Annotated in this window: 17 protein-coding genes; 5 read left to right on the top strand and 12 right to left on the bottom strand. The window is 71.3% G+C overall.

Features of this window, described 5'->3' with window-relative positions:
• Positions 1–48: 48 nt before the first annotated feature.
• From MFF21_RS20160 to gatB, 3 genes are all read right to left on the bottom strand, one after another.
• On the bottom strand, positions 49–1,695 hold the full coding sequence (locus tag MFF21_RS20160; protein WP_238313379.1) for a CocE/NonD family hydrolase: 1,647 nt from the start codon (positions 1,693–1,695) through the stop codon (positions 49–51).
• The gene (locus MFF21_RS20155; protein WP_238313377.1) at positions 1,685–2,503 is read right to left on the bottom strand and encodes a creatininase family protein; all 819 of its coding nucleotides are present in this window, start codon (positions 2,501–2,503) and stop codon (positions 1,685–1,687) included. The genes MFF21_RS20160 and MFF21_RS20155 overlap by 11 nt, the downstream gene beginning before the upstream one ends.
• A 256-nt stretch (positions 2,504–2,759) precedes the next feature.
• Positions 2,760–4,232 (bottom strand): Asp-tRNA(Asn)/Glu-tRNA(Gln) amidotransferase subunit GatB, encoded by a 1,473-nt coding sequence (gene gatB / locus MFF21_RS20150; protein ID WP_238313376.1) that lies wholly within the window; start codon positions 4,230–4,232, stop codon positions 2,760–2,762.
• 173 nt (positions 4,233–4,405) lie between these two features.
• Between gatB and MFF21_RS20145 the strand changes: the two genes are divergently transcribed.
• The gene (locus MFF21_RS20145) at positions 4,406–5,365 is read left to right on the top strand and encodes an alpha/beta fold hydrolase (RefSeq protein WP_238313374.1); all 960 of its coding nucleotides are present in this window, start codon (positions 4,406–4,408) and stop codon (positions 5,363–5,365) included.
• Between the two features lie 63 nt (positions 5,366–5,428).
• On the opposite strand, the gene MFF21_RS20140 is transcribed toward MFF21_RS20145, so the two are convergent.
• Entirely contained in the window at positions 5,429–6,367 is a 939-nt protein-coding gene (locus MFF21_RS20140; RefSeq protein WP_238313372.1) for an NAD(P)H-binding protein, read from the bottom strand.
• Positions 6,368–6,458: 91 nt separating this feature from the next.
• On the opposite strand from MFF21_RS20140, the gene MFF21_RS20135 reads away from it, so the two are divergent.
• Complete coding sequence (locus tag MFF21_RS20135) at positions 6,459–7,373, top strand: LysR family transcriptional regulator (RefSeq protein ID WP_283206546.1); 915 nt, start codon at positions 6,459–6,461, stop codon at positions 7,371–7,373.
• A gap of 129 nt (positions 7,374–7,502) precedes the next feature.
• Here the strand turns inward: MFF21_RS20135 and MFF21_RS20130 are convergent, their stop codons facing one another.
• The 5 genes from MFF21_RS20130 to MFF21_RS20110 all read right to left on the bottom strand — a co-directional run bounded on the left by MFF21_RS20130 (position 7,503) and on the right by MFF21_RS20110 (position 12,409).
• Entirely contained in the window at positions 7,503–8,744 is a 1,242-nt protein-coding gene (locus MFF21_RS20130; RefSeq protein ID WP_238313368.1) for a cytochrome P450, read from the bottom strand.
• Positions 8,745–8,791: 47 nt separating this feature from the next.
• Positions 8,792–10,189, bottom strand: coding sequence for a GntP family permease (locus MFF21_RS20125; protein ID WP_238313366.1), 1,398 nt, complete (start codon positions 10,187–10,189; stop codon positions 8,792–8,794).
• A 202-nt stretch (positions 10,190–10,391) separates the two neighbouring features.
• The gene (locus MFF21_RS20120) at positions 10,392–10,772 is read right to left on the bottom strand and encodes a hypothetical protein (protein ID WP_238313364.1); all 381 of its coding nucleotides are present in this window, start codon (positions 10,770–10,772) and stop codon (positions 10,392–10,394) included.
• Between the two features lie 133 nt (positions 10,773–10,905).
• Positions 10,906–12,177, bottom strand: coding sequence for an NAD(P)/FAD-dependent oxidoreductase (locus MFF21_RS20115; RefSeq protein ID WP_238313363.1), 1,272 nt, complete (start codon positions 12,175–12,177; stop codon positions 10,906–10,908).
• Complete coding sequence (locus MFF21_RS20110) at positions 12,164–12,409, bottom strand: ferredoxin (protein WP_238313362.1); 246 nt, start codon at positions 12,407–12,409, stop codon at positions 12,164–12,166. Before MFF21_RS20110 ends, MFF21_RS20115 begins: the two co-directional genes overlap by 14 nt.
• A 265-nt stretch (positions 12,410–12,674) precedes the next feature.
• On the opposite strand from MFF21_RS20110, the gene MFF21_RS20100 reads away from it, so the two are divergent.
• Complete coding sequence (locus MFF21_RS20100; protein WP_238313361.1) at positions 12,675–14,828, top strand: TonB-dependent receptor; 2,154 nt, start codon at positions 12,675–12,677, stop codon at positions 14,826–14,828.
• A 140-nt stretch (positions 14,829–14,968) separates the two neighbouring features.
• Here the strand turns inward: MFF21_RS20100 and MFF21_RS20095 are convergent, their stop codons facing one another.
• The 3 genes from MFF21_RS20095 to MFF21_RS20085 form a co-directional block, all read right to left on the bottom strand.
• Positions 14,969–15,142: a metallothionein gene (locus MFF21_RS20095; protein WP_238313360.1), complete on the bottom strand. Its 174-nt coding sequence runs from the start codon at positions 15,140–15,142 to the stop codon at positions 14,969–14,971.
• Between the two features lie 167 nt (positions 15,143–15,309).
• Positions 15,310–15,690, bottom strand: a complete 381-nt coding sequence (locus MFF21_RS20090) for a DUF6481 family protein (protein WP_238313358.1) — start codon at positions 15,688–15,690, stop codon at positions 15,310–15,312.
• A gap of 212 nt (positions 15,691–15,902) precedes the next feature.
• Positions 15,903–16,112 carry a cold-shock protein gene (locus MFF21_RS20085; protein ID WP_238313356.1) on the bottom strand — a complete coding sequence of 70 codons (210 nt, stop codon included), beginning with the start codon at positions 16,110–16,112 and terminating at the stop codon, positions 15,903–15,905.
• A gap of 666 nt (positions 16,113–16,778) precedes the next feature.
• Between MFF21_RS20085 and MFF21_RS20080 the strand changes: the two genes are divergently transcribed.
• Complete coding sequence (locus MFF21_RS20080) at positions 16,779–18,692, top strand: autotransporter assembly complex protein TamA (RefSeq protein ID WP_238313354.1); 1,914 nt, start codon at positions 16,779–16,781, stop codon at positions 18,690–18,692.
• A gap of 44 nt (positions 18,693–18,736) precedes the next feature.
• Positions 18,737–23,074 (top strand): translocation/assembly module TamB domain-containing protein, encoded by a 4,338-nt coding sequence (locus MFF21_RS20075; RefSeq protein WP_444543582.1) that lies wholly within the window; start codon positions 18,737–18,739, stop codon positions 23,072–23,074.
• The last annotated feature ends 504 nt before the right edge of the window (positions 23,075–23,578 follow it).

Below are 23,578 nucleotides of genomic sequence, written 5' to 3'. Positions count from 1 at the left end.
CGAGAGGGCGTGTCCCGGATCGCTTGCGCCGCGCCTCCGGCGGCGGTGCTAACCGGTCACCGGCAGCAGCAGCCGGGACAGGTGGTCCGCGCCGTGGCGTAGGGCGAGGGTGGTGACCACGGCCGCGTCGCCGCGGGCCTCCTCCGCCCGGGCGCCGGTGCCCGGATTGACCGCGAAGGCCGGCCAGGCGGCGGCCTGGATCGAGAGGCGCAGGCGCTGGCCGGGCTGGAGCGTGCAGCACAGGGCCCGCATCGCCACCCGCCGCGGCCCCGGCGCGGCCGCGTCCGTCACCCGGAGATAGCCCGCCGTCAGGGTGATCGCCCGCCCGTCCGGCTCGAGCCGGGAGAGCACCGCATGCAGGTCGTGCGAGGGAGCCGCGGTGGCGACATGGACCTCCAGCGCGACCCGGCCGGCGAGGCGCAGGGGCGCGGCCAGCGGCGCCGTGTCGTAGACCGCCACGTCGCTGCGGTCGTCGAGGGCGGCCCGATCCTGGAAGCCGAGCACGGGCCCCCAGGCGCCGCCCTGGGCGGGCGCGGGCCGCCAGGGGTCGTGCACGAGGCGGTCGTCGCCCGAGGCCTCGGGCTCCGCGACGAGCCGCCCGGTCGAGGCGGTGGCGGCCCGGCCGTCCGAGGCGAGGTGGAGGGCGGTCGGCTCCGGATCGGGGAAGGCGTCGAAGCCCGTCCAGCTTTTCGTGCCGACGTCGAACAGCCGCACCGCCGGCCCGGCGAGGTCGCGCCCCTTCAGGACATGGTCGAGGAAGGCGACCGTCCGGACGTCGATGTCGGTGACCGCCTCCGGGCCGAGATCGAGGGCGCCGACCCGCCGGCCCCAGGGGGCGTGCGTCCAGGGACCGACAATGAGGCGCTGCGGCGCGCCGGCCCGGCCGAAGGCGGCATGGGCGGAGAGGGTCCCGTCGAGGAAGAAATCCTGCCAGCCGCCGACATACAGGCCCGGCACCGCCGGCACCTGGCCGTCGAGGAGCCGGCGCGGAGAAATCCTATCCCAGTAGCCGGGATCGTCCCCGATCCAGTCCTGATGGTGCTGATAGGCGGAGAAGCGCTCCAGCACCGGCGGGCGGGCCGCCACGGCGCCCATCCAGGGCGTGCCTCGGCCGGCGGCGGCGAGCGCCTCGTAGGCTTCCGCGTCGCCCTTCAGCCGCGCCACCTCGGCGCCCATCTGGCAGGCCCAGCCGAGGCCGCCGGAGAGCCCGAAGGCGCCCCCCGTATAGGCCCAGTCGTCCCGGATATCCCAGCCGCCCATGCTGGGCACGATCGCGTCGGGCCGTTTGGTGCCGGCCTTGAGCGCGCCCGCGAGCGCCAGGAACTGCGTCACCGCCTGGTAGCTGAAGCCGTAGGTGGCGACCTGCCCGTTGGCGCCGGGTAGCTCCGCGGCCCAGGCGAGTGTCTGCGCCCCGTCCTCGGCCTCGTGCTCGAACAGGCGGAAATCGCCGCCGCTGCCGCCGCGCCCGCGCACGTCCTGCACGACGACGACGTAGCCCTGGGCGGCGTACCAGGCGGGGTGGGCGAGCGTCAGGGTCGAGGCGATGGCCCGCCCATAGGGCTGGCGCATCAGCATCACCGGGTGCCGGCCCGGGCCGGCGGGGCGGTAGATGTCGGCGACGAGGCTGACGCCGTCCGCGAGCCGGAGCTCGACGCTCTCCGGCCCGGCCACGGCGAGCGGGGTCTCAGCGGCCATCGAAGGCGGTCTCCCGGGTCAGGTTGGCGAGGGGAAACGCCGAGACCTCGCGCACCAGGCGGTTCAGGGCGGCGGCGGCGCGCTCGACCAGAGCTTGGCCGCGTTCCGCATCGGCGGCGGCGGCGTTGCCGCTGGCCCCGGACGGGTGCAGATCCTGCGCCATCCAGCCGAAGCCGACGGCACCCTCCGGGGTGAGCAGCCCGCCCGCCCGTTCCAGGGGCACCGAGAGCGGCACGAAGTTGTCCGCCTTCTCCATGGCGACGAGGTCCGGGTGGAGGTGGCGCATCACGCTCGTCTCGATCTCGCCGCCATGGATGCCGTGGGTCCGCTCATGGGCGGAGAACAGGTCGTCCTTGGGCGTGATGCCGCTCCAGCCGCAGCCGACCGCGAGCATGCCGAGGCGCACGCGCAATTCGCGCAGCACGATCTCCATCACCTGCGGCTGGCCGCCATGGCTGTTGAGCAGGATCAGCCGGCGGCAGCCGGCGCGGAACACGCTCTCGCCGACCTCGTACCAGACCCGGGCCAGGGTTTCGTGGCTCAGCGTGAGGGTGCCGGGATAGTTCAGGTGCTCGTTGGACTTGCCGATGGGCAGCATGGGCAGGACCAGGGCCGGCAGGTCGTCGGGCATGGTCTCGACGGCGCGGGCGACGATGCCGGCATTGATCGCCGCATCGACCCGAACCGGCAGGTGCGGCCCGTGCTGCTCCACCGCCGCGATCGGTAGGATCGCCACCATGTCCGACCAGTCGAGGGCGGCGAACTCCGCCGTCGAGAGGTCCCACCACCAGCGCGAGGAGGTGCGCATGCTCAGGCTCCTCCCCGCAGGCGGCCGGTCGGGAGGGCGAAGGGCGGAAACGGTGAGGGAAACATGCGGACCTTTTCGCGTTGTGGGCGGTCCATTCCCGCCGGGCCTTCCGCCCGGTCGTCCTGTCCCGCGCCGCTTGGGCGGGGGCGTGTATGCAAGACGCTTGCAACAAGACGCTTGCAGCAGGACCTTTGCAAAAAGCCCCGCCGGAGCGGGGCTTCGAGGATTTCGTCGTGATGAGGGGCGTTCGGCCGCCTCACTCGATGCCGAGCTTGTCCTTGAGCAGGGCGTTGACCGCGGCCGGGTTGGCCTTGCCGCCGGTGGCTTTCATGGTCTGGCCGACGAACCAGCCGAGCAGGGTCGGCTTGGCCTTGGCCTGCTCGACCTTGTCCGGGTTCTTGGCGATGATCTCGTCGATGGCCTTCTCGATCGCGCCCGTGTCGGTGACCTGCTTCATGCCGCGGGCCTCGACGATCGCCCGCGGGTCGCCGCCCTCGGACCAGACGATCTCGAACAGGTCCTTGGCGATCTTGCCCGAGATCACGCCCTCGCCGATCAGGTCGACGATGGCGCCGAGCTGCTCGGCGGAGACCGGGGTGTCCTCGATGGTGCGGCCTTCCTTGTTGAGACGGCCGAACAGCTCGTTGATCACCCAGTTGGCCGCGGCCTTGCCGTCGCGGCCCTTGGCCACCGCCTCGAAGTAATCGGCGGAGGCGCGCTCGGCCACGAGCACGCCCGCATCGTAGGCGGACAGCCCGAAATCGGCGATGAAGCGCGCCTTCTTGGCGTCCGGCAGCTCCGGCAGTTCGGCGGCCAGAGCATCGACGAAGGCCTGGTCGAATTCGAGCGGCAGCAGGTCCGGATCGGGGAAGTAGCGGTAATCGTGCGCCTCTTCCTTGGAGCGCATGGAGCGGGTCTCGCCCTTGTTCGGGTCGAACAGCCGCGTCTCCTGATCGATCGTGCCGCCATCCTCCAGGATCGCGATCTGGCGCCGGGCCTCGACCTCGATCGCCTGGCCGATGAAGCGGATCGAGTTGACGTTCTTGATCTCGCAGCGGGTGCCGAAGGGCTCGCCGGGCTTGCGCACGGAGACGTTCACGTCGGCGCGGAGATTGCCCTTCTCCATGTCGCCGTCGCAGGTGCCGAGATAGCGCAGGATCGTGCGCAGCTTGGTGACGTAGGCCTTGGCCTCCTCGGAGGAGCGCAGGTCGGGCCGCGAGACGATTTCCATCAGCGCCACGCCCGAGCGGTTGAGATCGACGAAGCTCCTGGTCGGGTCCTGGTCGTGCAGGGACTTGCCGGCATCCTGCTCCAGATGCAGCCGCTCGATGCCCACCGTGATCGACTCGCCCTCGGGCAGATCGACCAGCACCTCGCCCTCGCCGACGATCGGGTCCTTGTACTGCGAGATCTGGTAGCCCTGCGGCAGATCCGGGTAGAAGTAGTTCTTGCGGTCGAACACCGAGCGCAGATTGATCTTGGCCTTCAGCCCGAGGCCGGTGCGCACGGCCTGGGCCACGCATTCCTCGTTGATGACGGGCAGCATGCCAGGCATGGCCGCGTCCACCAGGGAGACATGGTCGTTCGGCTCGCCGCCGAAGGCGGTCGAGGCGCCGGAGAACAGCTTCGAGCGGCTCGTGACTTGGGCGTGGATCTCCATGCCCACCACGACCTCCCAGTCGTGCAGGCCGCCCTTGATGAGTTTCTTCGGAGTGACCGGGGCGTTCATGAGCGTCAGCGGATCTCGGGCGCGGGCCGGAGGACCCGCCGTCGAGCCCGTGTGTAGGGAGGGCGTGCCGGTGGGGTCAAGAAGCGAGGCGACTGCCCGAAGGGCTTCGCCGGGAGGATGGCGGCGCCGCGCGCCGACCTAGTTGCATCGGCATCCTGTCCGTGGAGACGGCCATGCGCATCCTCGCTCCCCTCGCCGTCGCGACGGCGGCCTTCCTGCTCGCACCGGCGGAGGGCTCCGGGGGGGCGCCGGCCTCGCAGGTCCCGCCGACGACCTATGCGCGGGTGAGCGTCGAGGGCGTCTCGATCTTCTACCGGGAGGCGGGGCCGAAGGAGGCGCCGGTGCTCCTGCTGCTGCACGGCTTCCCCTCCTCCTCGCGGATGTACGCGCCGCTCCTGTCCCGCCTGTCCGACCGCTATCGCCTGATCGCCCCGGATTATCCCGGCTTCGGCCACAGCGACGCGCCGGATCCGAAGGATTTCGCCTACACCTTCGATCACCTGGCCGCGCTGATGGAGGGCTTCACCCGGGCGCTGGGCCTGTCGCGCTACGCCCTGTTCCTGCAGGATTACGGCGGCCCGGTTGGCTTCCGGATAGCGCTGGCCCATCCCGAGCGGGTCGGCGCCCTGGTGATCCAGAACGCGGTCTCGCACGAGGAGGGGCTCGGCCCGCTCTGGGCGGCGCGGCGCGCCTACTGGGCCGACCGGGTGGCCAACGAGGCGCGGCTGCAGGAGAACCTGCTGTCGCGCGAGGCGGCGCGCCTGCGCCACGTGGGGAAAAGCCCGCATCCCGAGCGCTACGATCCCGACCTGTGGACGGACGAATTCGCCTTCCTGAGCCGGCCCGGGCAGCGGCAGATCCAGAGCGACCTGTTCTACGATTACCGCACCAACGTGGCCTCCTATCCCGCTTGGCAGGCCTGGCTGCGCGACCGGCAGCCGCCGCTCCTCGTGCTCTGGGGCCGCCACGACGCCTCCTTCGAGACGGCAGGCGCCGAGGCCTATCGGCGCGACGTGCCCGGCGCGGAGCTGCATCTGCTGGACGCGAGCCACTTCGCCCTCGACGAGGCGGCCGACGAGGTCGCGGCGTTGACGCGGGATTTCCTGGATCGGCAGCGGGTGGGGGCGCCTTAGGGAGGGGGCTGCGCTCGACCCGATGTCGCCGTTCCAGCGGAGAAGCCAGCGACCCGCAAGCGGTCACAAGCTCAGCGCCTCTGTGACGGCCGCATCGAGAGACGTAGACGGCAGATCGCTGACGAGTTCGGTCAATCGTCGTCCGTCGAGGCGCACGGAGTGCTTCCAGAACGGGCGAACCTCCATGACCTCGCGCGGAAACCCGCCGAAGGGCGCGAGCACCCGCATCAGGCCCCAGGGAAAGCGGCGCTCGGGCAGGTCCGGGCGTCCCGAGGCCCGGCGGATCGCGGCGACCATCTCGCCGGTCTCGGACAGATCGTGACCCGGAAACTGGAGGCGTTCGCATGGCAGCAGGTGATCCGAGGGCAATGCGATCAGGCGCGCGATGACCTCGGCGAGGTCGGGCAGGAACGCGAAGGCGTGGCCGATTCCGGGCGTACCGGGGTTCACGATCCGTGTTAGGGGGCGCTTGGCCAGGGCCTGTGCGAACCAGCTTTGGCCGGCGCCCGGGCCGAAGAAGTCGCCCGCCCGAACGATGAGGCTCCGCACCTCTGGAGCCGCCTCCGCCAAGCGCGTCTCCATCGCGACGCGGATCGCGCCCTTGCGGCCCCGCGGGCGTTGCGGGGTGGTCTCATGGATGATCGGGGTGTTGGCCGGATCGTAATTGTAAATCGTCCCCGGCAACACCACCCGGGCACCGGCGCTCCGCGCTGCCGCGATCGTGTTGTCGAGCATCGGAAGGACCAGCCGATCCCAGCCACGATATCCGGCGGGGTTCACCGCATGGACGATCACGCAGGCGCCCTCCGCCGCGCGAACGACATCCGCCCGGTTCATGGCGTCTCCGGTCCGCCAATCCGGCGCGCCCGATGCGCCCCACGCTTTCGCCGCCCGCACCGGGTCCCGCACGAGGGCGGTGACGCGCCAGCCACGGGCCAGCATCGTCCTCGTTACCGCTCCGCCGATGCCGCCCGTCGCCCCGAGCACCAGAATCGTCTTCATCGCTCTGTCCCTTCCGCTGTCACCGCCTTGATGCCGCGGAGGGTGCCCAGAGGAAATTTATCGGCATCGATGATCCGCCTATCGAAATTCGATGAGCAATGATCATCTGAGCTGGGACGATCAGCGTGCCTTTCTGAGCGTGCTCGACACGGGCAGCTTCTCGGCTGCTGCGCGGGCGCTCGGCCTCACCCAGCCCACCGTGCGGCATCGGATCGAAGCGCTGGAGCGCGCCATCGGCCAGTCGCTCTTCGTCCGGAGCGTGAACGGGCTCGCGCCGACGCCAGAGGCGCGTGGGCTGGCTGCGCATGCGCGACGCATGGCCTATGCCTCCGAAGCGTTCCGGCGCGAGGCCGCCGGGGCGGCCTCCGAGATCGCAGGTCCGGTTCGGCTCAGCGTCTCGGACTTCGTCGGCATCGAGGTCGTGCCGCCGATGTTGGCGACCCTACGGGAACGCCATCCGCGCTTGACGGTCGAGCTGCTTCTCACCAACGCCAACACCGACCTTCCCGGTCAGGAGGCCGATGTGGCGGTGCGCATGGCGAGGCCGAGCCAAGCCTCGCTCGTGGCGCGTCATGTGGGGAGTATCCCGCTCGGCTTCTTCGCCGCACCGGCTTACGTGGACCGGAACGGCCTCCCGGAAACGATCGCTGACCTGCCCCGGCATGCCCTGATCGCGCCCGACCGCGCCCAGGCTTATCTCGCCGTCGTCGACAGGCTCAGCCGGGAGGCAGGCGGGCCGTTGCGCATCGCCCTGCGCAGCGACAGCCATCCGGCCCAGCTCGCCGCGGTGCGCGCCGGCCTCGGCATCGGCGTCGTGCAGGTGCCGGTCGGTGCGCGAGACCTCGTGCGCGTGTTGCCTGACCGTGTCGTGCATGTCCTCGACACCTGGATCGTGGCGCACGAGGACGTGCGTCGCAGCGCCCGGATCGATGCGCTCTTCAGGCATCTCGTCGCGACCTTCCAGGCTTACTGCTCGGATCGCCCGGCCGGTCACCGCGCAGCTTGAAGCGAGCGGACAGGGCTGCGAACGGGCAAGGGATCGAGATCGGCTTCGTCTGGTTCGGCGCCCCGGAACGGATGGCCGCGGAACCATCCTCGGCAGCGCCTCGAACCGCCGAGCCGGTCAACTTCGACCCTACCCCACCCCCTCGATCGCGATCCGCAGATGCTTCGGCCCGCGCAGCGCGGCGCCTGGCCGGTAGGGCGGCGGGTCCTCGATGAGGCGCGGGTTCTTCAGGCGCTGCGCCAGGGCGACCAGGGCGCTTTCCGCCTCGAACCGGGCGAGCGGGGCGCCGACGCAGTAATGCAGGCTGCCGCCGAAGCCGAGATGGCGGTTGTCGCTGCGGTCGGGATCGAAGCGCTCGGGGTCGCGGAAGAAGGCCGGGTCGCGGTTGCCGGAGGCGAGGAGCAGCACCAGCGGCGCCCCCTTCGGGATCGTGGTGCCGGCGATTGCGATGTCGGCGAGCGCCGTGCGGGTGCGGAACTGGACCGGCGGCTCGTAGCGCAGCAACTCCTCGATCAGCCGCGGCGCCCGGCTCGGATCCTCGGCGAGGCGCCGCCATTCCTGCGGGTGGCGCAGCAGCGTCAGCATGCCGTTGGTGATCAGGTTCACCGTGGTCTCGTGGCCGGCCACGAGCATCAGGATCGCGGTGGCGATCAGGTCGTAATCGCCCATCCGCTCGGCTTCCGGCGCGGCCTCGGTGGCGAGCCCCGAGAGCATGTCGTCCTGCGGGTGCCGGCGCTTCGCCTTGATCAGGTCGGCCATGTAGCCGGCGATCGCGTCGAAGGTGGTCTGGTTCTTCGCGCGGGTTTCGTCGTCCTCGAAGCTGTCCGGCTCGAGGGCGGTGGCGAGCTGGGTCGCCCAGCCGTGGAATTTCGGCTCGTCCTCCCGGGGCACGCCGAACAGCTCGCAGATGATGGTGACGGGCAGCGGATAGGAGAGGTCGTCGACGAGGTCGATCGCGCGGGCATCCCGCTTCTTTTCGAGCAGCTCGGCCACCAGGGCATCGGAGCGCGCGCGCATGGCGCGCACCCGCGGGATCGAGAACTGGTGCATCACGTTGGCCCGCAGGCTGTCGTGATCCGGCGGGTCGCGGAAGATGAAGGGGCGGTGCGCGTCGGTGATGCGGTCGCGGATCGGCTTCACGATCCAGTCGGTGAAGGGATTGCCCGTCCTCGGCCGGTCGGCGGGGGGAAGCGTTTCGGAGCTCACCCGCGGATCGCCGAGCAGACTCGCGATGGCGGCGCGGGTGGAGGCGACGAAGGTGCCGTCCTCCTGCTCGGCCACGGGCGTCTCCCGGAGCCTGGCGAAGAGCGGGTACGGATTCGCCCGGTTCTTCTGGTCCTTCACCTGGGCGAAGAGGGTGGGGTCGGTCATCGAGGCTCGGGCGTGTCCGGGGATCCTCCCGGCAACGCTTCGCCTCCTCAGACGATCCCGGTGAGGTAGTAGACCCCGATCACGACGAACACCGCCGCCGTCTTGATCAGGGTGATGGCGAAGATGTCGCCGTAGGATTGGCGGTGCGTCAGCCCCGTCACGGCGAGCAGGGTGATGACGGCGCCGTTGTGGGGCAGTGTGTCCATGCCGCCGCTCGCCATGGCGGCGACGCGATGCATCACCTCGAGCGGGATGCCGTTGGCCTGGGCCGCCTGCACGAAGCGTTCGGACAGGGCGGCGAGCGCGATGGAGAGGCCGCCCGAGGCCGAGCCGGTGACGCCGGCGAGCACGTTCACCGTCACGGCTTCGTTCACCAGGGGGTTGGGGATCGCCGAGAGCGCGTCCGAGATCACCTTGAAGCCCGGCAGGGCCGCGATGACGCCGCCGAAGCCGTATTCGGTGGCGGTGTTCATGCCGGCGAGCAGCGAGCCCGCCACCGCCGCCTTCGAGCCCTCGGCGAAGCGCGGGGCGAGGTTGCGCCAGCCGAGGATCACCGTGGCGAGGATGCCGAGCAGCAGCGCGCCCTCCACGGCCCAGATCGCCGCCACCGTCTTCACCGGCACGGTGATCGGATGGGCGGCCATGTCGGGGCTGAGCGCAGCGCTCGCCTCCGTCCCGTAGGCGCTCGTGATCAGCCCGAGCAGCAGCTTGTTGCCGATGCCGACGATGAGCAGCGGCAGCAGGGCCACGGCGGGATGGATCGTCACCGCATCGGTGGTCGCCGCCGGCTCGTTGCCGTGGCCTTCGCCGTAGCCCTCCCCCGCGGCGGCGGCTTGGCGGCGGCGCCATTCGAGATAGCTCACCCCGACCCCGAACACGAAGAGCGCGCCGATCACCCCGAGCCAGGGCGCCGCGTAGGCGTCGGTCCTGAAGAAGGTGGTCGGGATGATGTTCTGGATCTGCGGGGTGCCCGGCAGGGTGTCCATGGTGAAGGTGAAGCTGCCGAGGGCGATGGTGCCGGGCACGAGGCGCTTCGGGATGTCGCTGCGCCGGAACAGCTCGGCGGCGAAGGGATAGACCGCGAACACCGCCACGAAGAGCGAGACGCCGCCATAGGTGAGGATGGCGCCCACCAGCACGATCGCCACCACCGCGCGGCCCTGGCCGAGCAGCCCCACCACCGCCCCGACGATGGAGCGGGCGAAGCCGGAGATCTCGACGGCCTTGCCGAACACGGCCCCGAGCAGGAAGACCGGGAAGTACAGCTTCAGGAAGCCGACCAGCTTCTCCATGAACAGGCCGGAGAAGACCACCGGCACCGCGGCGGGGTCGGTGAGCAGCACCGCCCCCATGGCGGCCACCGGCGCGAACAGGATGACCGAGAAGCCCCGATAGGCGATGGCCATCAGAAAGAAGAGCGCCGCGAGGCAGACCAGGAAGCTCATCGGCGCGCATCCCCCGCTGCCGAATCCGTCCGTCCCGGTCCGGCTTTGCTCAAGGGATCAAGCGTTGCCACGGGGGTAAGTCAATCGAGGGCGCCCGAATGCGCTGACGCAGCAGGCCAAGACGTCGTTTTTCGCAGGACGAGGCGCATGAAAAACCCCTCTCCCGCAGAGGGGAGAGGGGGGCGATGGGGCGCGAAGGGCCTTACCAGCCGTACCCGTAATAGCCGCCGCCATAGGGGCCGTAGCCACCGTAGCCGACCGTCACCGGGCCGCCATAGCCGTAGGGGTCGCCGTAATAGCCGCCGCCATAGCCGGCGCCGATGGCGGTGCCGACCGCCAGGCCCGCGAGGCCGGCGCCCACGCCGAGGCCGATCCCGCGCCGGCCATAGCCGTAGCCGTAGCGGCGGTATCCGCCATAGCCCCAGCCGCGGTTGAAGCCCACTCCGCGATAGCCGCCGCGGAAACCACCATGGTATCCGCCATAGCCGCCGTGCCAGCCGAACGGGCGCGCTTCCGCGGAAGGCGCCGCCGTGAACATCCCGAGACCGACAAGCGCCGTCGAAGCAAGTACAAGCTTGCGCATTGGGTTACCCTTGATCGTAGGAAGTGCTGGGAGAACAGGATCTGCTGGCGGATGTTCCTGCCCTATGCGCGGATGTCGCAGCGCGCTCTGCGCGATGTTTCTGGCGATGCTTGCCGCCGCCGCGATCGCGCGATCAGCCCCGGTCGAAGCCCGGATCGAGCAGGGCGAGATCGCCCTGCTCTACCGCCCCGCGGATCGGCGGGAACGGCGCCTTGCGGGCGATCGCTTCCGTGTAGGCGGGCAGCCAGCGGGCCCTGTCGAAGGAGACGGCGGCGATGCAGATCCCCTGCCGCCCGTAGAGGGCCAGGAAGCGCCCGGTCTTCGGGTCGCCTTGCGCGATCACCAGTGCATCCGCCCCGTCGGTGAGGCCGATCGACTTGATGTTGAGGTCACCCTGCGCCGACCAGAAGGCCGGCACGGTGCCGTAGGGACCCGCCGCTTCGGCGCCGGCCATCCGGGCGCCGGCATACGCGCCCTGCGCCATCGCATGCTCCCAATGCTCCAGGGCGACGCGGCGACCGTAGAGGGGATGGGGGAAGCGGGCGACGTCCCCGGCGACGAAGATCGCCGGATCTGGCCGGCCCGCCTCGTCGAGGGCGCGGGCTTCCGCGTCGCAATCGAGGCCCTTCTCGTCGAAGGCGAGGCCTGAGCCCCCGAGCCAGGCGGTGTTGCGCAGGGCGCCGAGCGCGGCCACCACCGTGCCCGTCTCGAGGCTGGTGCCGTCGGAGAGATGGACCCGGGCGACGCGGCCCTCCCCGTCGCCCTCCAGCCGCTCGACCCTGGTGCCGGTGCGCAGATCGACCCCCACGGCCTTCAGCCGCGCGGCGACCACGGCCCCCAGATGGGCGCCGAGCACCCGTTTCAGGGGCGTCTCCGAGGGCTCGACCAGGGTGACGGCGAGGCCGAGGGCCCGGGCCGCATGGGCGACCTCGCAGCCGATGAAGCCGCCGCCGATCACCACGACGCGGCCCGTCTCGGCGACGAGGGCGGCGCGCAGGCGCGTCGCGTCGTCCCGGTCCCGCAGGGTGTGGAGGCCGGTCAGTCGCGCCTCTGCCGGGTTCGGCCAAGGCCGGGCCGCGGCGCCGGTGGCGATCAGCAGCCGGTCGTAGGGAAGCCGGCTGCCATCGGCGAGATGGATCGTGCGCGCCGACCGGTCGAGCCGAGTCGCTGCGGTTCCCAGGCGCCATTCCGCGTCGAGGCCGGCGGGCTGCGGCAGCGCGGAGGAATCCGGGCGCAGTTCCCCGGTGAGCACCTGCTTCGACAGGGGCGGCCGGTCGTAGGGGGCGTGGCGCTCGGCTCCGACGAGGGTCAAAGCGCCGTCGAAGCCGGCCCGGCGCAGGGCCTCGGCCCCGCGCAGGCCCGCGAGCGAGGCGCCGACGATGACGGCGCGATCAGCTTTCGGCATCGCGATCCGCCGTCGGGCATTCGAGGCGGATCGCCTGGACCGGGCAGGCGACGCGGGCCCGTTCCACCGCGCCCCAGGCTTCCGCCGAGGGGGCCGGATCGTAGAACAGGGCCTCGTGGCCGTGCAGGGCGAATTGCTCGGGTGCGGCGTAGCAGCATTGGGCGTAGCCCTGGCAGCGGTTCAGGTCGACGCTGACGCGCAGGCCGCCGGGTTTTGCGGAGATCGCGGACATGCGGGCCAAAAGCCCGGGCAACCGCTCCGGTTCCCGTCAGAGCGAGCGGTGCATCACCAGGGCGTCGACGAGGCCGAGACGCGGATGGCGGAAGGCTTCCGGGATGCGGCCGATTTCCGCTAAGCCCAAGCGCTGCCAGAGCGCCCCTGCGCGGGTGATGCAGCCGTGCCACGCCCCGGGTTTCCGAGGGCTGGGGCGGCCCCGCCCCCTTGTAACAGTGTCACGCTTCCGCAATGAAACATTATAACATTTTTGGCGGGGTATGATGCGGCGCGGGCGATCCGAATTGGGGCGGCTTCTGGCGGGGACGGCCCTCGGGCTCATCGGCCTGCAGGGCCAGGCGCTGGCTGCGCCGCAGACGGAGACCACGCTGGAAGAGCTGAGCGTGACCTCGGCGAGCCCGGTCCAGGCCCGTGGCGCCGGCACGACGGAAGGCCGGCCCGCCTCGGTCCCGACCGGCGTGCTGCCCGTCGTCACCAACACCTTCTCGCCGGTCACGGTGGTGACGCAGGAGCAGATCGCCCGCGACCAGCCGCGCACCCTGGGCGACGCCCTGATCGACCGGCCCGGCATCTCGGCCTCGACCTACGCGCCGGGCGCCGCCTCGCGGCCGATCATCCGCGGCCTCGACAACAACCGCGTGCGCATCCAGGAGAACGGCGTCGGCATCCAGGACGTGTCCGAGCTCGGCGAGGATCACGGCGTCCCGATCAATCCCCTCGTGGCCAACCGCATCGAGGTGATCCGCGGCCCCGCCTCCCTGCGCTACGGCAGCCAGGCGATCGGCGGCGTGGTCTCGGCGGAGAACAACCGGGTCCCGACCTTCATCCCCGCCAAGGGCTATGCCGGCCAAGTGACCACCGGCTATTCGAGCGTGGACAATGGCCGCCTCGTGGCGGGCACGGTCGATGCCGGCGCGGAGAACGTCGCGGTCCATGCCGACGGCTTCAAGACCGGGGCGGACAGCTACGACACGCCGCTCGGCATCCAGGCCAACTCGGCCAACCGCTCGCAGGGCGGCGCGGTCGGCCTCTCCATCGTGGGCGACCGCGGCTTCGTCGGCATCTCCTACAGCCACTACGACGCGCTCTATCAGATCCCCGGCGCCGAAGCCGCCCAGAGCCGCACCCGGCTCGATCCCAACCAGGACCGGGTGCTCGCCCGCGGCGAGTACCGACCGCTGGAAGGCCCGTTCGAGGTCATCCGCTTCTGGGCCGGCGGCTCGGTCTACAAGCACAACGAGACCGGCATCGGCGAGGACGGGATCGACGGCATCCAGGCGACCTTCAAGAACCGCGAGGCGGAGGGCCGCGTCGAGCTGCAGCACGTGCCGGTGACCCTGCCCTTCGGCACCCTCACCGGCGCCCTCGGCCTGCAGACCGGGCGACGCCTGATCGGCACCTCGGGCGAGGCCGGCTCCCTGCTCGCGCCCACGGATTCCCGCTCCAACGCGGCCTATCTGTTCGAGGAGCTGAATCTCGGCGGGGGGCTGCGCCTGCAGGGCGCCGGGCGCATCGAGGGCGACCGCTCCACCGGCACGGCGACGCAGTTCCCGAGCGACTTCCTGCCGGTCGACGGGCAGGATCCCCTCTCCTACGGCCGCCGCCGGCATTTCGCGCCGAAGAGCCTGTCCTTCGGCGCGCTGCAGGACCTGCCCTATGGCTTCGTGGCGAGCCTGAACGGCTCCTATGTCGAGCGCGCACCCACGGCCTTCGAGCTCTATTCGCGGGGGCCGCACGACGCGACCGAGACCTTCGAGATCGGCAATGCCGACCTGAAGAAGGAGCGCGCCCGTACCGTCGAGGCGAGCATCCGCCGGGCGGAGGGCCCGTTCCGGCTCGACGCCACCGGCTACTACACCCGCTACACGGGCTTCATCTACAAGCGGGACACGGGCATCCGCTGCGGCGACGATTTCGCTTCGTGCGGCAGCGACGACGAGCTGCAGCAGATCGTCTATTCCCAGCGCAACGCCGCCTTCTACGGCGCCGAGATCGCCGCGCAGCTCGACCTGATCCCGGTGGGCGACGGTTTCTTCGGCATCGATGCGCAATACGACTTCGTCCGGGCGCAATTCGACGACAACACCTTCGTGCCGCGCATCCCGCCCCACCGCGTCGGCGGCGGCGTGTTCCTTCGGGCGGACGGGTGGTTCGCCCGGGTCTTCCTGCTGCACGCCTTCGCCCATACCGAGATCGCGTCGCTCGAGACGACGACGCCCGGCTTCGACGATCTGCGGGCCGAGGTCAGCTACACCAAGCCCCTCGACCCGGCCGTCTACGGCGCAAGCGAGATCACCCTGGGCCTGCAGGGCCGCAACCTCCTGGACGACCAGATCCGCAACTCGGCCTCGTTCAAGAAGGACGAGATCCTGCTGCCGGGACGAAACCTGAGGTTGTTCTTGACGGCACGGTTCTGAGCGGGCTCGCCGCGCGCATCACATCGTCCGGGCTGCATGACGCGATGCAGCCCGGCCCGCTCCTGACGAACCCGGAACGTAGCCGGGATCGGCACGAGGCACCGACATCCGGGCGCCGCAACACCCGGCCGGGATGCCGTTCAGCCGTGGCAGGCGCAGCCCGCGTGCTCGCAGCCGGCGTGATCGGGATGCCCCTCCGCGCATTCGTCGCAGCAGAAGGCCTTGCCGTCCTTCTCCACCGCCTTGGCCACCGGGATCACGCAGACGCAATCCGGGCAGGCGCACTTCACCATATCGACATCGACGCTCGCCATGTCCGTTCTCCCTGACAGCGGGTCTGGGAAGAGAATCTTCCCTCCGCTGCCGCCAGAGTAGAACGATCGGGGCCCCGCGCCAGGGCGCAGATGCCCTCCAACGACGAAAGCCCGCCACGTGTGGCGGGCTTGCGAGGGTGTTCGAAGTTCGGAGAAGGTCGCGCGGCTCAGCGCTTGACCTTCACCTTCGCCTTGCGGGCCGCGTAGCGGGCATCGCGCTGTGCCTTGCGCTCGGCTGCCTCGGCGGCCTTGCGAGCGGCCAGAGCGGCGGCCTCGGCCTCCTCACGGGCGATCTGGGCGGCGAGTTCGGCCTCCTCGCGGAGACGCTTCTCCTCGGCGGCCTTCCGCTCGGCCTCGAGCCGGAGGCGCTCGCGCTCACGGGCGCGCTCCTCGCGGGCCTTCGCCACTTCGGCGCGGGCCTTGGCCTTGGCCATCATTTCGGGGTCGTCGAGGGCCGGGCGGGCCTTGAACTTTTCCAGGAGGGCCGCCTTGGCGCTCTGCGAATTCTGCCGGCGGTCTTCGAAGTTCCTGAAGTCGAATGCGCTCATATGACCTTTCTCATGTCGTGAGTCGGTTCATCGCCGGGCTCGGACCGGGCATCGGCGACGCAGGGTCCGACGGACCCGATTCTTTGAAACGGCGGACCGGATGCACCTTTGCGCTGCAACAAGCAACAGAGGTTCGGCCGATCCGCGTCGATAAGTGGGATAATTTTCGACCTGTTGCGCGAAAAGGTCGAATTTTCAGTTACGGCGAACGCTCAGGACGCGCGAAGATTCACCGCCGAGGGCTTGCCGCTGCGGCGGTCGTTCTCGACGTCGAACGACACCTTCTGGCCCTCGGCCAGGCCCCGCAGGCCGGCCTGCTGGACGGCGGAGATGTGAACGAAGACGTCCTTGCCGCCGCTGTCGGGCTGGATGAAGCCGTAGCCCTTGATCTCGTCGAACCACTTGACGGTGCCCTGGTTCATGGCGCTCGTGTCCTTATCGTCCGTGCCACGCAATCTCCGCTGACGACGAAACCCGACGTCGGCAGAGCCGTGCAGTTCGCCATGCGGAGTGGTCGACCGATCCTGTTCCCGCCGCACGCGCGGCAGCTGCTCAAGACCTCCCGGCAATCGTTCTGGGTGGGAGGCAGAGGCAGATCGGTTGCTCGACAGGTAGGTTGGTCGTCCCCGCGGGACAACCCGCGGAGGGCGATTCTGGATCCCCTAGAGGCGAAGCGTCGCACCAATTGCAATCTGAGGATGTTTTCCCTGTGGGGATCGCCGACGGAGCGAATCCCCGATGACCACAGCGGCCCACAGGGGAACGGCCGGCCGACAGGTTATCAAAGGTTGCTCTCCGGTCCCGCTTAAGGCTACCGTTGCGCTCCATACGCGTGGTGCTTGCGAGGCGTGCCGGCTGGTCCGGTGCACCGAACTTTTGCCCGAGCGTCGCGTCGGTTCGGTCGATCGTCGCTGACGGGGGCATGCGATGGCGCGTTTCCAGACATCGTCATTCGGCCTGCGGATGGTCCGCTTCGGGCGCCGGTTCCCCACCGGCGCGGCCCGCGGGTGATCGTGCGTCGGCTGTTCTCCGGGAGGCGCGGCCGCTCGGCCGGCCTTTGGGCCTGCGCATTCGCCGCGGCTCTGGCCGTGGCTCTGCCGGCCCCGGCCCGAGCCTTCGACCTGTTCGGTCTGTTCGGTGGCGAGGAGGAGCCCCCGACCCCGAGCGCGACCGCCCTGCCCTACACGGTGCGCATCACCGGGGTGGACGATTCCGACGTCCTCACGGCGCTCCAGGACACTTCGACCCTCTATCGCCTGCGCCAGGAGGCGCCGCCGGACGGCGAGGGGCTGGTGCGCCGGGCCGAGGCGGATCTGCGCCGCCTCGTCGATGCGCTGTCCGGCTACGGCTATTATCAGGGCACGGTCTCGATCCGCATCGACGGCGTGGCCGTGACCGGCGAGTCCTCCGTCGCCGCGGTCGCGCGGGCCGCGGAGGCGTCCCGCAACCGCGCCCTGGTGCCGGTGAAGATCGCCGTCGATCCCGGCCCCCTCTACACGCTGCGCTCGGTGAAGGCCCGGGACGCCCGCGGCCGGCCCTTCCCCGAAGAGGTGCTGCCCGAGCGCTTCACCCGGGTCGACGACGACGTGCCCGCCCGCTCGGCCACCGTGCTCGCCCGCGAGGCGCGGATCGTCGACCGCTTCCGGGCGCTCGGGCATCCGTTCGCCAAGGCGATCGCCCGCGATCCCGTGGTGGACGATGCCGGCCATGTCATGGATGTCGGCTTCACCATCGAGCCGGGCCCCGTCGCGGGGATCGGCGAGGTGGCCGTGCACGGCGCCGAGGGCATCGACCCCGCCGTCATCCGCTCCTTCATCTACACCGAGCCGGGGGATCCCTACGCGCCCAAGGCGGTGGCAGAGCTGCGCCGGACGCTGGCCAAGGTCGAGGGGCTCGGCTCGATCCGGGTGCGCGAGGGCGAGGCGCTCGACGCGCAAGGCAACCTGCCGCTCTTCGTCGAGCTCGGCGAGCGCGAGCGCAACCTGATCGGCCTCTCGGCCCGCTACTCCACCGTCGACGGGCCGGGGGTGCGCGCCTACTACGCCAACCGCAATCTGTTCGGCGGCGGCGAGACCTTCCGCATCGACGCCGACCTCTACTATCTGGGCCTCGGCTTCGACCCCTACGCGCAGCAGCGCAAGGTGGCGGGCATCGGCACCAACGGGCTGGGCGGCCGCGTCTCGGCGACCTTCGTGAAGCCGGCGCTCTGGGGCACCCGCAACGACTTCCTGGCCAATGTCTTCGCCGCGCGCGAGGTGCAGCAGAGCTACTTCGTGGATGCGGCCGGGGCCTCGGCGGCGATCCGCCACCGCTTTTTGGACAGCTTCTCCGCCCAGATCGGCATCGACGGCCAGTTCGGCCGCTCGAAGGACGCCCTCGGCACGGTCGATTACCGGCTGATCGGCGTGCCGATCTCCGTAACCTACGATTCCACCGACAGCCTGCTCGATCCCACCGAGGGCGTGCGGCTCATGGCCTCCGTCGCGCCCTATCCGGGCTTCATGGGCTCGGATCCGGGCATCGTCGTCGCCAAGGCCCAGGGCTCGACCTACTACTCGCTGGACGACGAATCCCGCTACATCCTGGCGGGCCGCATCGGCCTCGGCTCGGTCTCGGGGGCGGGTCTCGCGGAGATCCCGGACAATTTCCGCTTCTTCGCCGGTGGCGGCGGTTCGGTGCGCGGTTTTCCCTTCCGCACCCTCGGCCCGCGCGGGCCGTTCAACCTGCCGATCGGCGGCCGCAGCCTGTTCGAGGCTTCGCTGGAGGCCCGCATCAAGGTCACGGACACGATCGGCGTGGTGCCCTTCTTCGACGCCGGCACCGCCTTCGCCTCGCCCGTGCCCGATTTCTCGGAACGAATCCGCAAGGCGGCGGGCATCGGGCTGCGCTACTACACCGGCATCGGCCCCGTCCGCGTCGACCTCGCTTTCCCCCTCGACCACGTGAAGGGGAACCACGAGCGCCCCGTCGTGCTCTACATCAGCTTGGGCCAGGCCTTTTGATCGTCGACCGGGCTTCGAAGGACCACGCCGCGCCGCCGGAGCGCATCCCCTCCCGCCTCCGCGGGGGGCGGGTCGTCGCGACGCTCCTCGTCCTCCTCGCCGTGGTGCTGTTCGCCCCCGCCCTCCCCCGCGCGGCCGGAGAGGGGGAGAAGTCGGTGCTCGGCGGCCTGCTGTCGAAGGCGCTCTCGACCCCCTCCTCCCGGGTCGCGATCGGCGCCGTGGACGGCGCGCTCTCCTCCGACGCCACGATCCGCGACGTCGCCATCAGCGACCGCGACGGCGTCTGGCTGAAGCTCGACCGCGCCCGGCTGGTCTGGAGCCGCCTCGCCCTGCTCTCCGGCCGTCTGCAGGTGGACAGCCTGGAGATCGGCCGACTGGAGGTCCTGCGCAAACCCATCCCCGGCCCGACGCCGCCCGAGGCCAAGCCCGACGGGTCCCTGCTGCCGGAGCTGCCGGTCAAGGTCGAGATCAAGGGCTTCAAGCTCGCCGAGCTGGTGCTCGGCGAGAGCATCGCCGGCCAGCCGGCCCGGCTCGCGGCGGAGGGCATGGCCAAGCTCGGCAACCCGGCCGAGGGCCTCGATCTCAGCGTCGATGCCCGGCGCCTCGACGCGGCGGGGCGCTTCGTCGCCAGGCTCCTGTTCGTGCCCAAGGGCGCGACGCTGGAGGTGAAGGCGAATCTGATCGAGCCCGAGCACGGCCTGCTCTCGAAGGCGGCCAACCTCCCCGGCGAGCCGCCGATCCGGTTCGATCTCGACGGCCACGGCACCCTGGATGCCTGGAACGCCAAGCTCGACTTCGATGCCGGCCCCGAGATCGGGGCGCGGGGCACCGCCCGGATCTCGCGGATCGGGGAGGAGCGCCGCCTCGCCCTCGATCTCGGCGCGCGCATCGAGGGCCTGATGCCCGGCCCCGCCGCGGCGGTGTTCTCCGGCGAGACCAAACTCGAAGGCGGCATGGGCTTCGCCGATAGCGGCGCCTTTCGGATCGACCGCCTCGACCTCACCTCCCGCACGGCCAGGCTCAGCGCCGGCGGCGGCATCACCGCCGACCGCGTCGCCGATCTGAGCCTCCATGCCCGGGCCGTGCCCACCGAGGGCGAGGTGACCAAGGCCGCCGAGGCCGAATTGCGCAGCCTCCTGTTCGACGGCAGCGTGAAGGGTCCCCTCGCCGCGCCCCGGGTGCGCGGCGCTCTCCAGGCCGCCGGCCTGCGCACGAAGAATTCCGCCCTCGACCGGATCGACGCCACGGTGAGCGCCGAGCCGATCCCGGCGACCGACCCCAAGGCCGCGCCCCGTTTCGCCCTGGCCGCGGACGGCCATCTCGACGGCCTGCGCCCGGCCGATCCGGCCCTGCGCCGGGCCCTCGGCCGCCACGCCCTCTTCGCCTTCCGGGCGGAGACGCAGAGCGACGGCACCCTCGACGTCACCACCCTGAAGCTCGACGCGGAGACCGCCCGCGCCGCCTATACCGGGCGTGTCGGCCAGAACCTCCTCACCGGTCGGCTCGACGCGTCCCTGCCCGATCTCGCCGCTTTCTCGGGGCTCGCCGGCCTCACACTGGCGGGCAGCCTTGATGCTAGGGCCGCCCTCAGCGGCGATCCGGCCCGCAAGGCGCTCGCGGCCGATCTCACCGTGACCACGAGCGGCCTCGTCACCGGCCTTGAAGCCGCCGACCGCCTGCTCGGGCGCAATCCCGGCCTCACCGGTCGCGTCTTCCAAGTCTATGACGGCTACGGTTTCGAGCGCCTGCGCTTCGAGGGCGCCGGCCTGCTCGCGAGCCTCCAGGGCCAGGCCACCACGACGCAGGCCGATGTGAGCGGCCGGATCGACCTGAAAAGCCTCGCCGCTCTCGACGGGCGGCTCGCCGGCCGGGCCGCCCTGGAGGGCCGCCTCACCGGCAGCCTCGAGAAACCCGACCTGACCGCGACTCTGACCGCCCCCGAGGTGAGCGCCAATGGCCGCCCGATCCGGGGCCTGAGGCTCGAAACCGTCCTGACGGACCTCACCGGCGCCCTCGACGGCAGCCTGCGCCTCTCCGGCGACGTGGCCGGCAAGCCCCTGACCGGCGAGGCCCATCTCGCCAAGCGTTCCCCTCGCGATTGGTCCCTCGACCGCCTCGCCTTCGCGCTCGGCTCCGTCACGGTGGACGGCGCGGCCACGGTCGAGGCCGACAGCCTCCTGAGCGAGGGGCGTCTCGCGGTGAAGGCCGGCAATCTCGACGATCTCAGCCCCCTGGCGCTGGCGCCGATGGGCGGCCGCCTCGACGCCGCCCTCAGCCTCGCCCGGGCGGGCGGTCGGCAAGATGCGGCCCTGCGCGCCACCGGCGCGTCGCTGCGCTACGATGCTTACGGGCTGACTCGGCTCGAGGCCGATCTCGCCGGGCACGACCTGCGCGGAAGGCCCGTCCTCGACGGAAGGCTGGAGGCCGACCGCCTGATCGCCGCGGGCCAGAGTCTCGACACGGTTCGCCTCGCCGCGGTCGGGACGCCGAGCGCCAGCGACGTGACGCTTTCTGCCAAGGCGAGGGGCTTCGCCCTCGACGGTGCCGCTCGCCTCGTGCCGGGCGAGCGAATCCGCATCGAGCTGCAGCGCTTCGCCGCCGCCCGCAACGGCGACCGGCTGGCGCTCGCCGGCCCGGCCAGTGTGACCCTGGAGGACGGGGCCGCTTGGATCGACGGGCTCACCATTGCCGCCGGCTCGGGCCGGGTCAGCCTGCAGGGAGGGGCCGGCCGGGAGCTCGACCTCAAGGTCGGCATCCGCGCCCTGCCCCTCTCGCTGGCCCGCATCGCCAGCCCGAGCCTCGCCCTGTCCGGCACCCTCGACGGCGAGGCCGACCTGCGCGGGTCGGCCACCCGGCCGGAAGGGCGCTACGCGCTCTCGATCACTCGGCTCGTGGCTCCGGAAACCCGCAAGGCCGGGCTGCCGCCGATCGATGCCAAAGCCTCTGGCACCCTGAGCGACGGGGCCGCCAGCCTCGACGGGCGCGTCTCCGCCGGCCGCGGGGCCGACGTGACCATCGCCGGCACGGTGCCGATCGAGCCCGGCGGCCCCCTGTCCCTGCGCGCCCGCGGCAGCTTGGAGGCGGCGCTCGCCAATTCCCTGCTCAGCACCGGCGGCCAGCGGGTCACCGGTCGGCTCGCCCTCGACGGGGGCGTCACCGGTACCATCGCGGCACCGCGGGTGGAGGGCAGCGCCACGCTCTCGGGCGGCAGCTTCAGCGATCCCCTCAACGGTATCCGCCTCACCGAGATCCAGGGCCGGGTGACCGGCCGGGGCGACACCCTCGCCATCGAGCGGATCACCGCCGCCACCCGCAACGGCGGCCGCCTCGCGGTCGACGGGCGCGTCGCCGTTGATCCCGCCTCGGGCTTCCCGGGTACCCTGCGCATCGCCGGCGAGCGGGCCGAGCTGGTCTCGAGCCCGCTGATGACCGCGGTGTCGAGCCTCAACCTCTCCCTGTCCGGTCCGCTCGCGCGCACGCCGCGCATCTCCGGCCGGGTCGACGTGGTCTCGGTCGACGTCTCCGTGCCCGACCGCCTGCCCGCCACGGTGCAGCCCCTGCCCGGCATCCGCCGGGTCAACGTGACCCCGGAGGTGAAGGCCCGCCTCGCCCAGCGCGCCGAGCGCAAGGCGCAGACCGAGGCAGGCAAGCGCCGGGGCAAGGCCGCAGCGCCCTTCGATGCGACCCTCGACATCGTGGTGAGCGCGCCCAACCGCATCTTCGTGCGCGGCCGCGGCATCGATGCGGAGTTGGGCGGCGAATTGCACCTCACCGGCTCGTCCCGCGATCCCCGGGCGCTGGGCGATTTCGAGATGCGGCGCGGGCGCCTGAGCCTCGTCGGCCAGCGCCTCGACTTCACCCGCGGCCGCCTCACCTTCGGCGGCGCCCTGACCACGCCGGATCTCGATTTCGCCGCCGAGACCAAGGCGGGCGACGTCACCGCCCGCGTCGCCGTGACCGGCCCGGCGGATGCGCCGGCCTTCGCGCTGACGTCGGATCCGAGCTTGCCGCAAGACGAAGTGCTCTCCCGCCTCCTGTTCAAGAAGGCGGCGGGCGGCCTCTCCCCCTTCCAGGCGCTCCAACTCGCCCAGGCCGTGGCGCAGCTCTCCGGCGGGGCCGGCGGACCGGACGTGTTCGAATCCGCCCGCAAGGGCCTCGGTCTCGACAGCCTCGACGTTTCCACCGGCGCCAGCGGCGGCCCGGCGGTCGGTGCCTCCCGCTACATCAACGACCGGGTCAGCATCGGCGTGAAGGCGGGCGCCAAGCCTGCGGACACGGCGGTCGGCGTCGATTTCGACGTGACCCGCCGGATCAAGCTCAAGGGCGAAGCCGGCAGCGACGGCCGCACCAGCGTCGGCGTCGGCGCCGAGTGGGAGTGGTAGGCGTCGAGGCGCCGAGTGTCCCGCCGATCCTTCTCCGTCCTCGCGCGGCGAAGCCGAAGCGATGCAGCGCACGACTGCGGCATCGTCACCGTCTTGCGCCCATTCCGGAAAGGGCGGTGCCCCAGGGCGGCTTCGCTTGCCGGGATGGTCGTCGGCGCGGCGAGGCGGCAGCCGAGGGTGTCGTCCCACGATGTCCGGGCGTCCTGTCGGAGAAGCCGGAGACAGCGGGACGCAAAGACGGTCTGGGCTGGAAGGCTCGGGCCACGGGACGCCGGGGAGCCGCTGGCTTCCCACAAGCTTGTCGCGTGGCTCCACGGCGCCCCCCTTCGTGAGCGCTCTCGAGCCATGCTCCCGGTGCTCCGCGCGGGGGCGGCGGCGTGTGCGGATCGAAACCCTGTGCGGCTTTCGGATCTCGGGCGAGCCCGAGACCCATCGGAAGGATATCCTACCTCAGGCGGCGCGCACGGTGTCCAGGAAGTGGGCGACCTCGGCCGAGAGGCGCTC

The sequence above is a fragment of the Methylobacterium organophilum genome (genome assembly GCF_022179465.1).
Classification (GTDB): Bacteria; Pseudomonadota; Alphaproteobacteria; order Rhizobiales; family Beijerinckiaceae; genus Methylobacterium; species Methylobacterium organophilum.
Note: the sequence above shows the minus strand (reverse complement) of the source record. Positions and strands in the feature narration are given on the sequence as shown.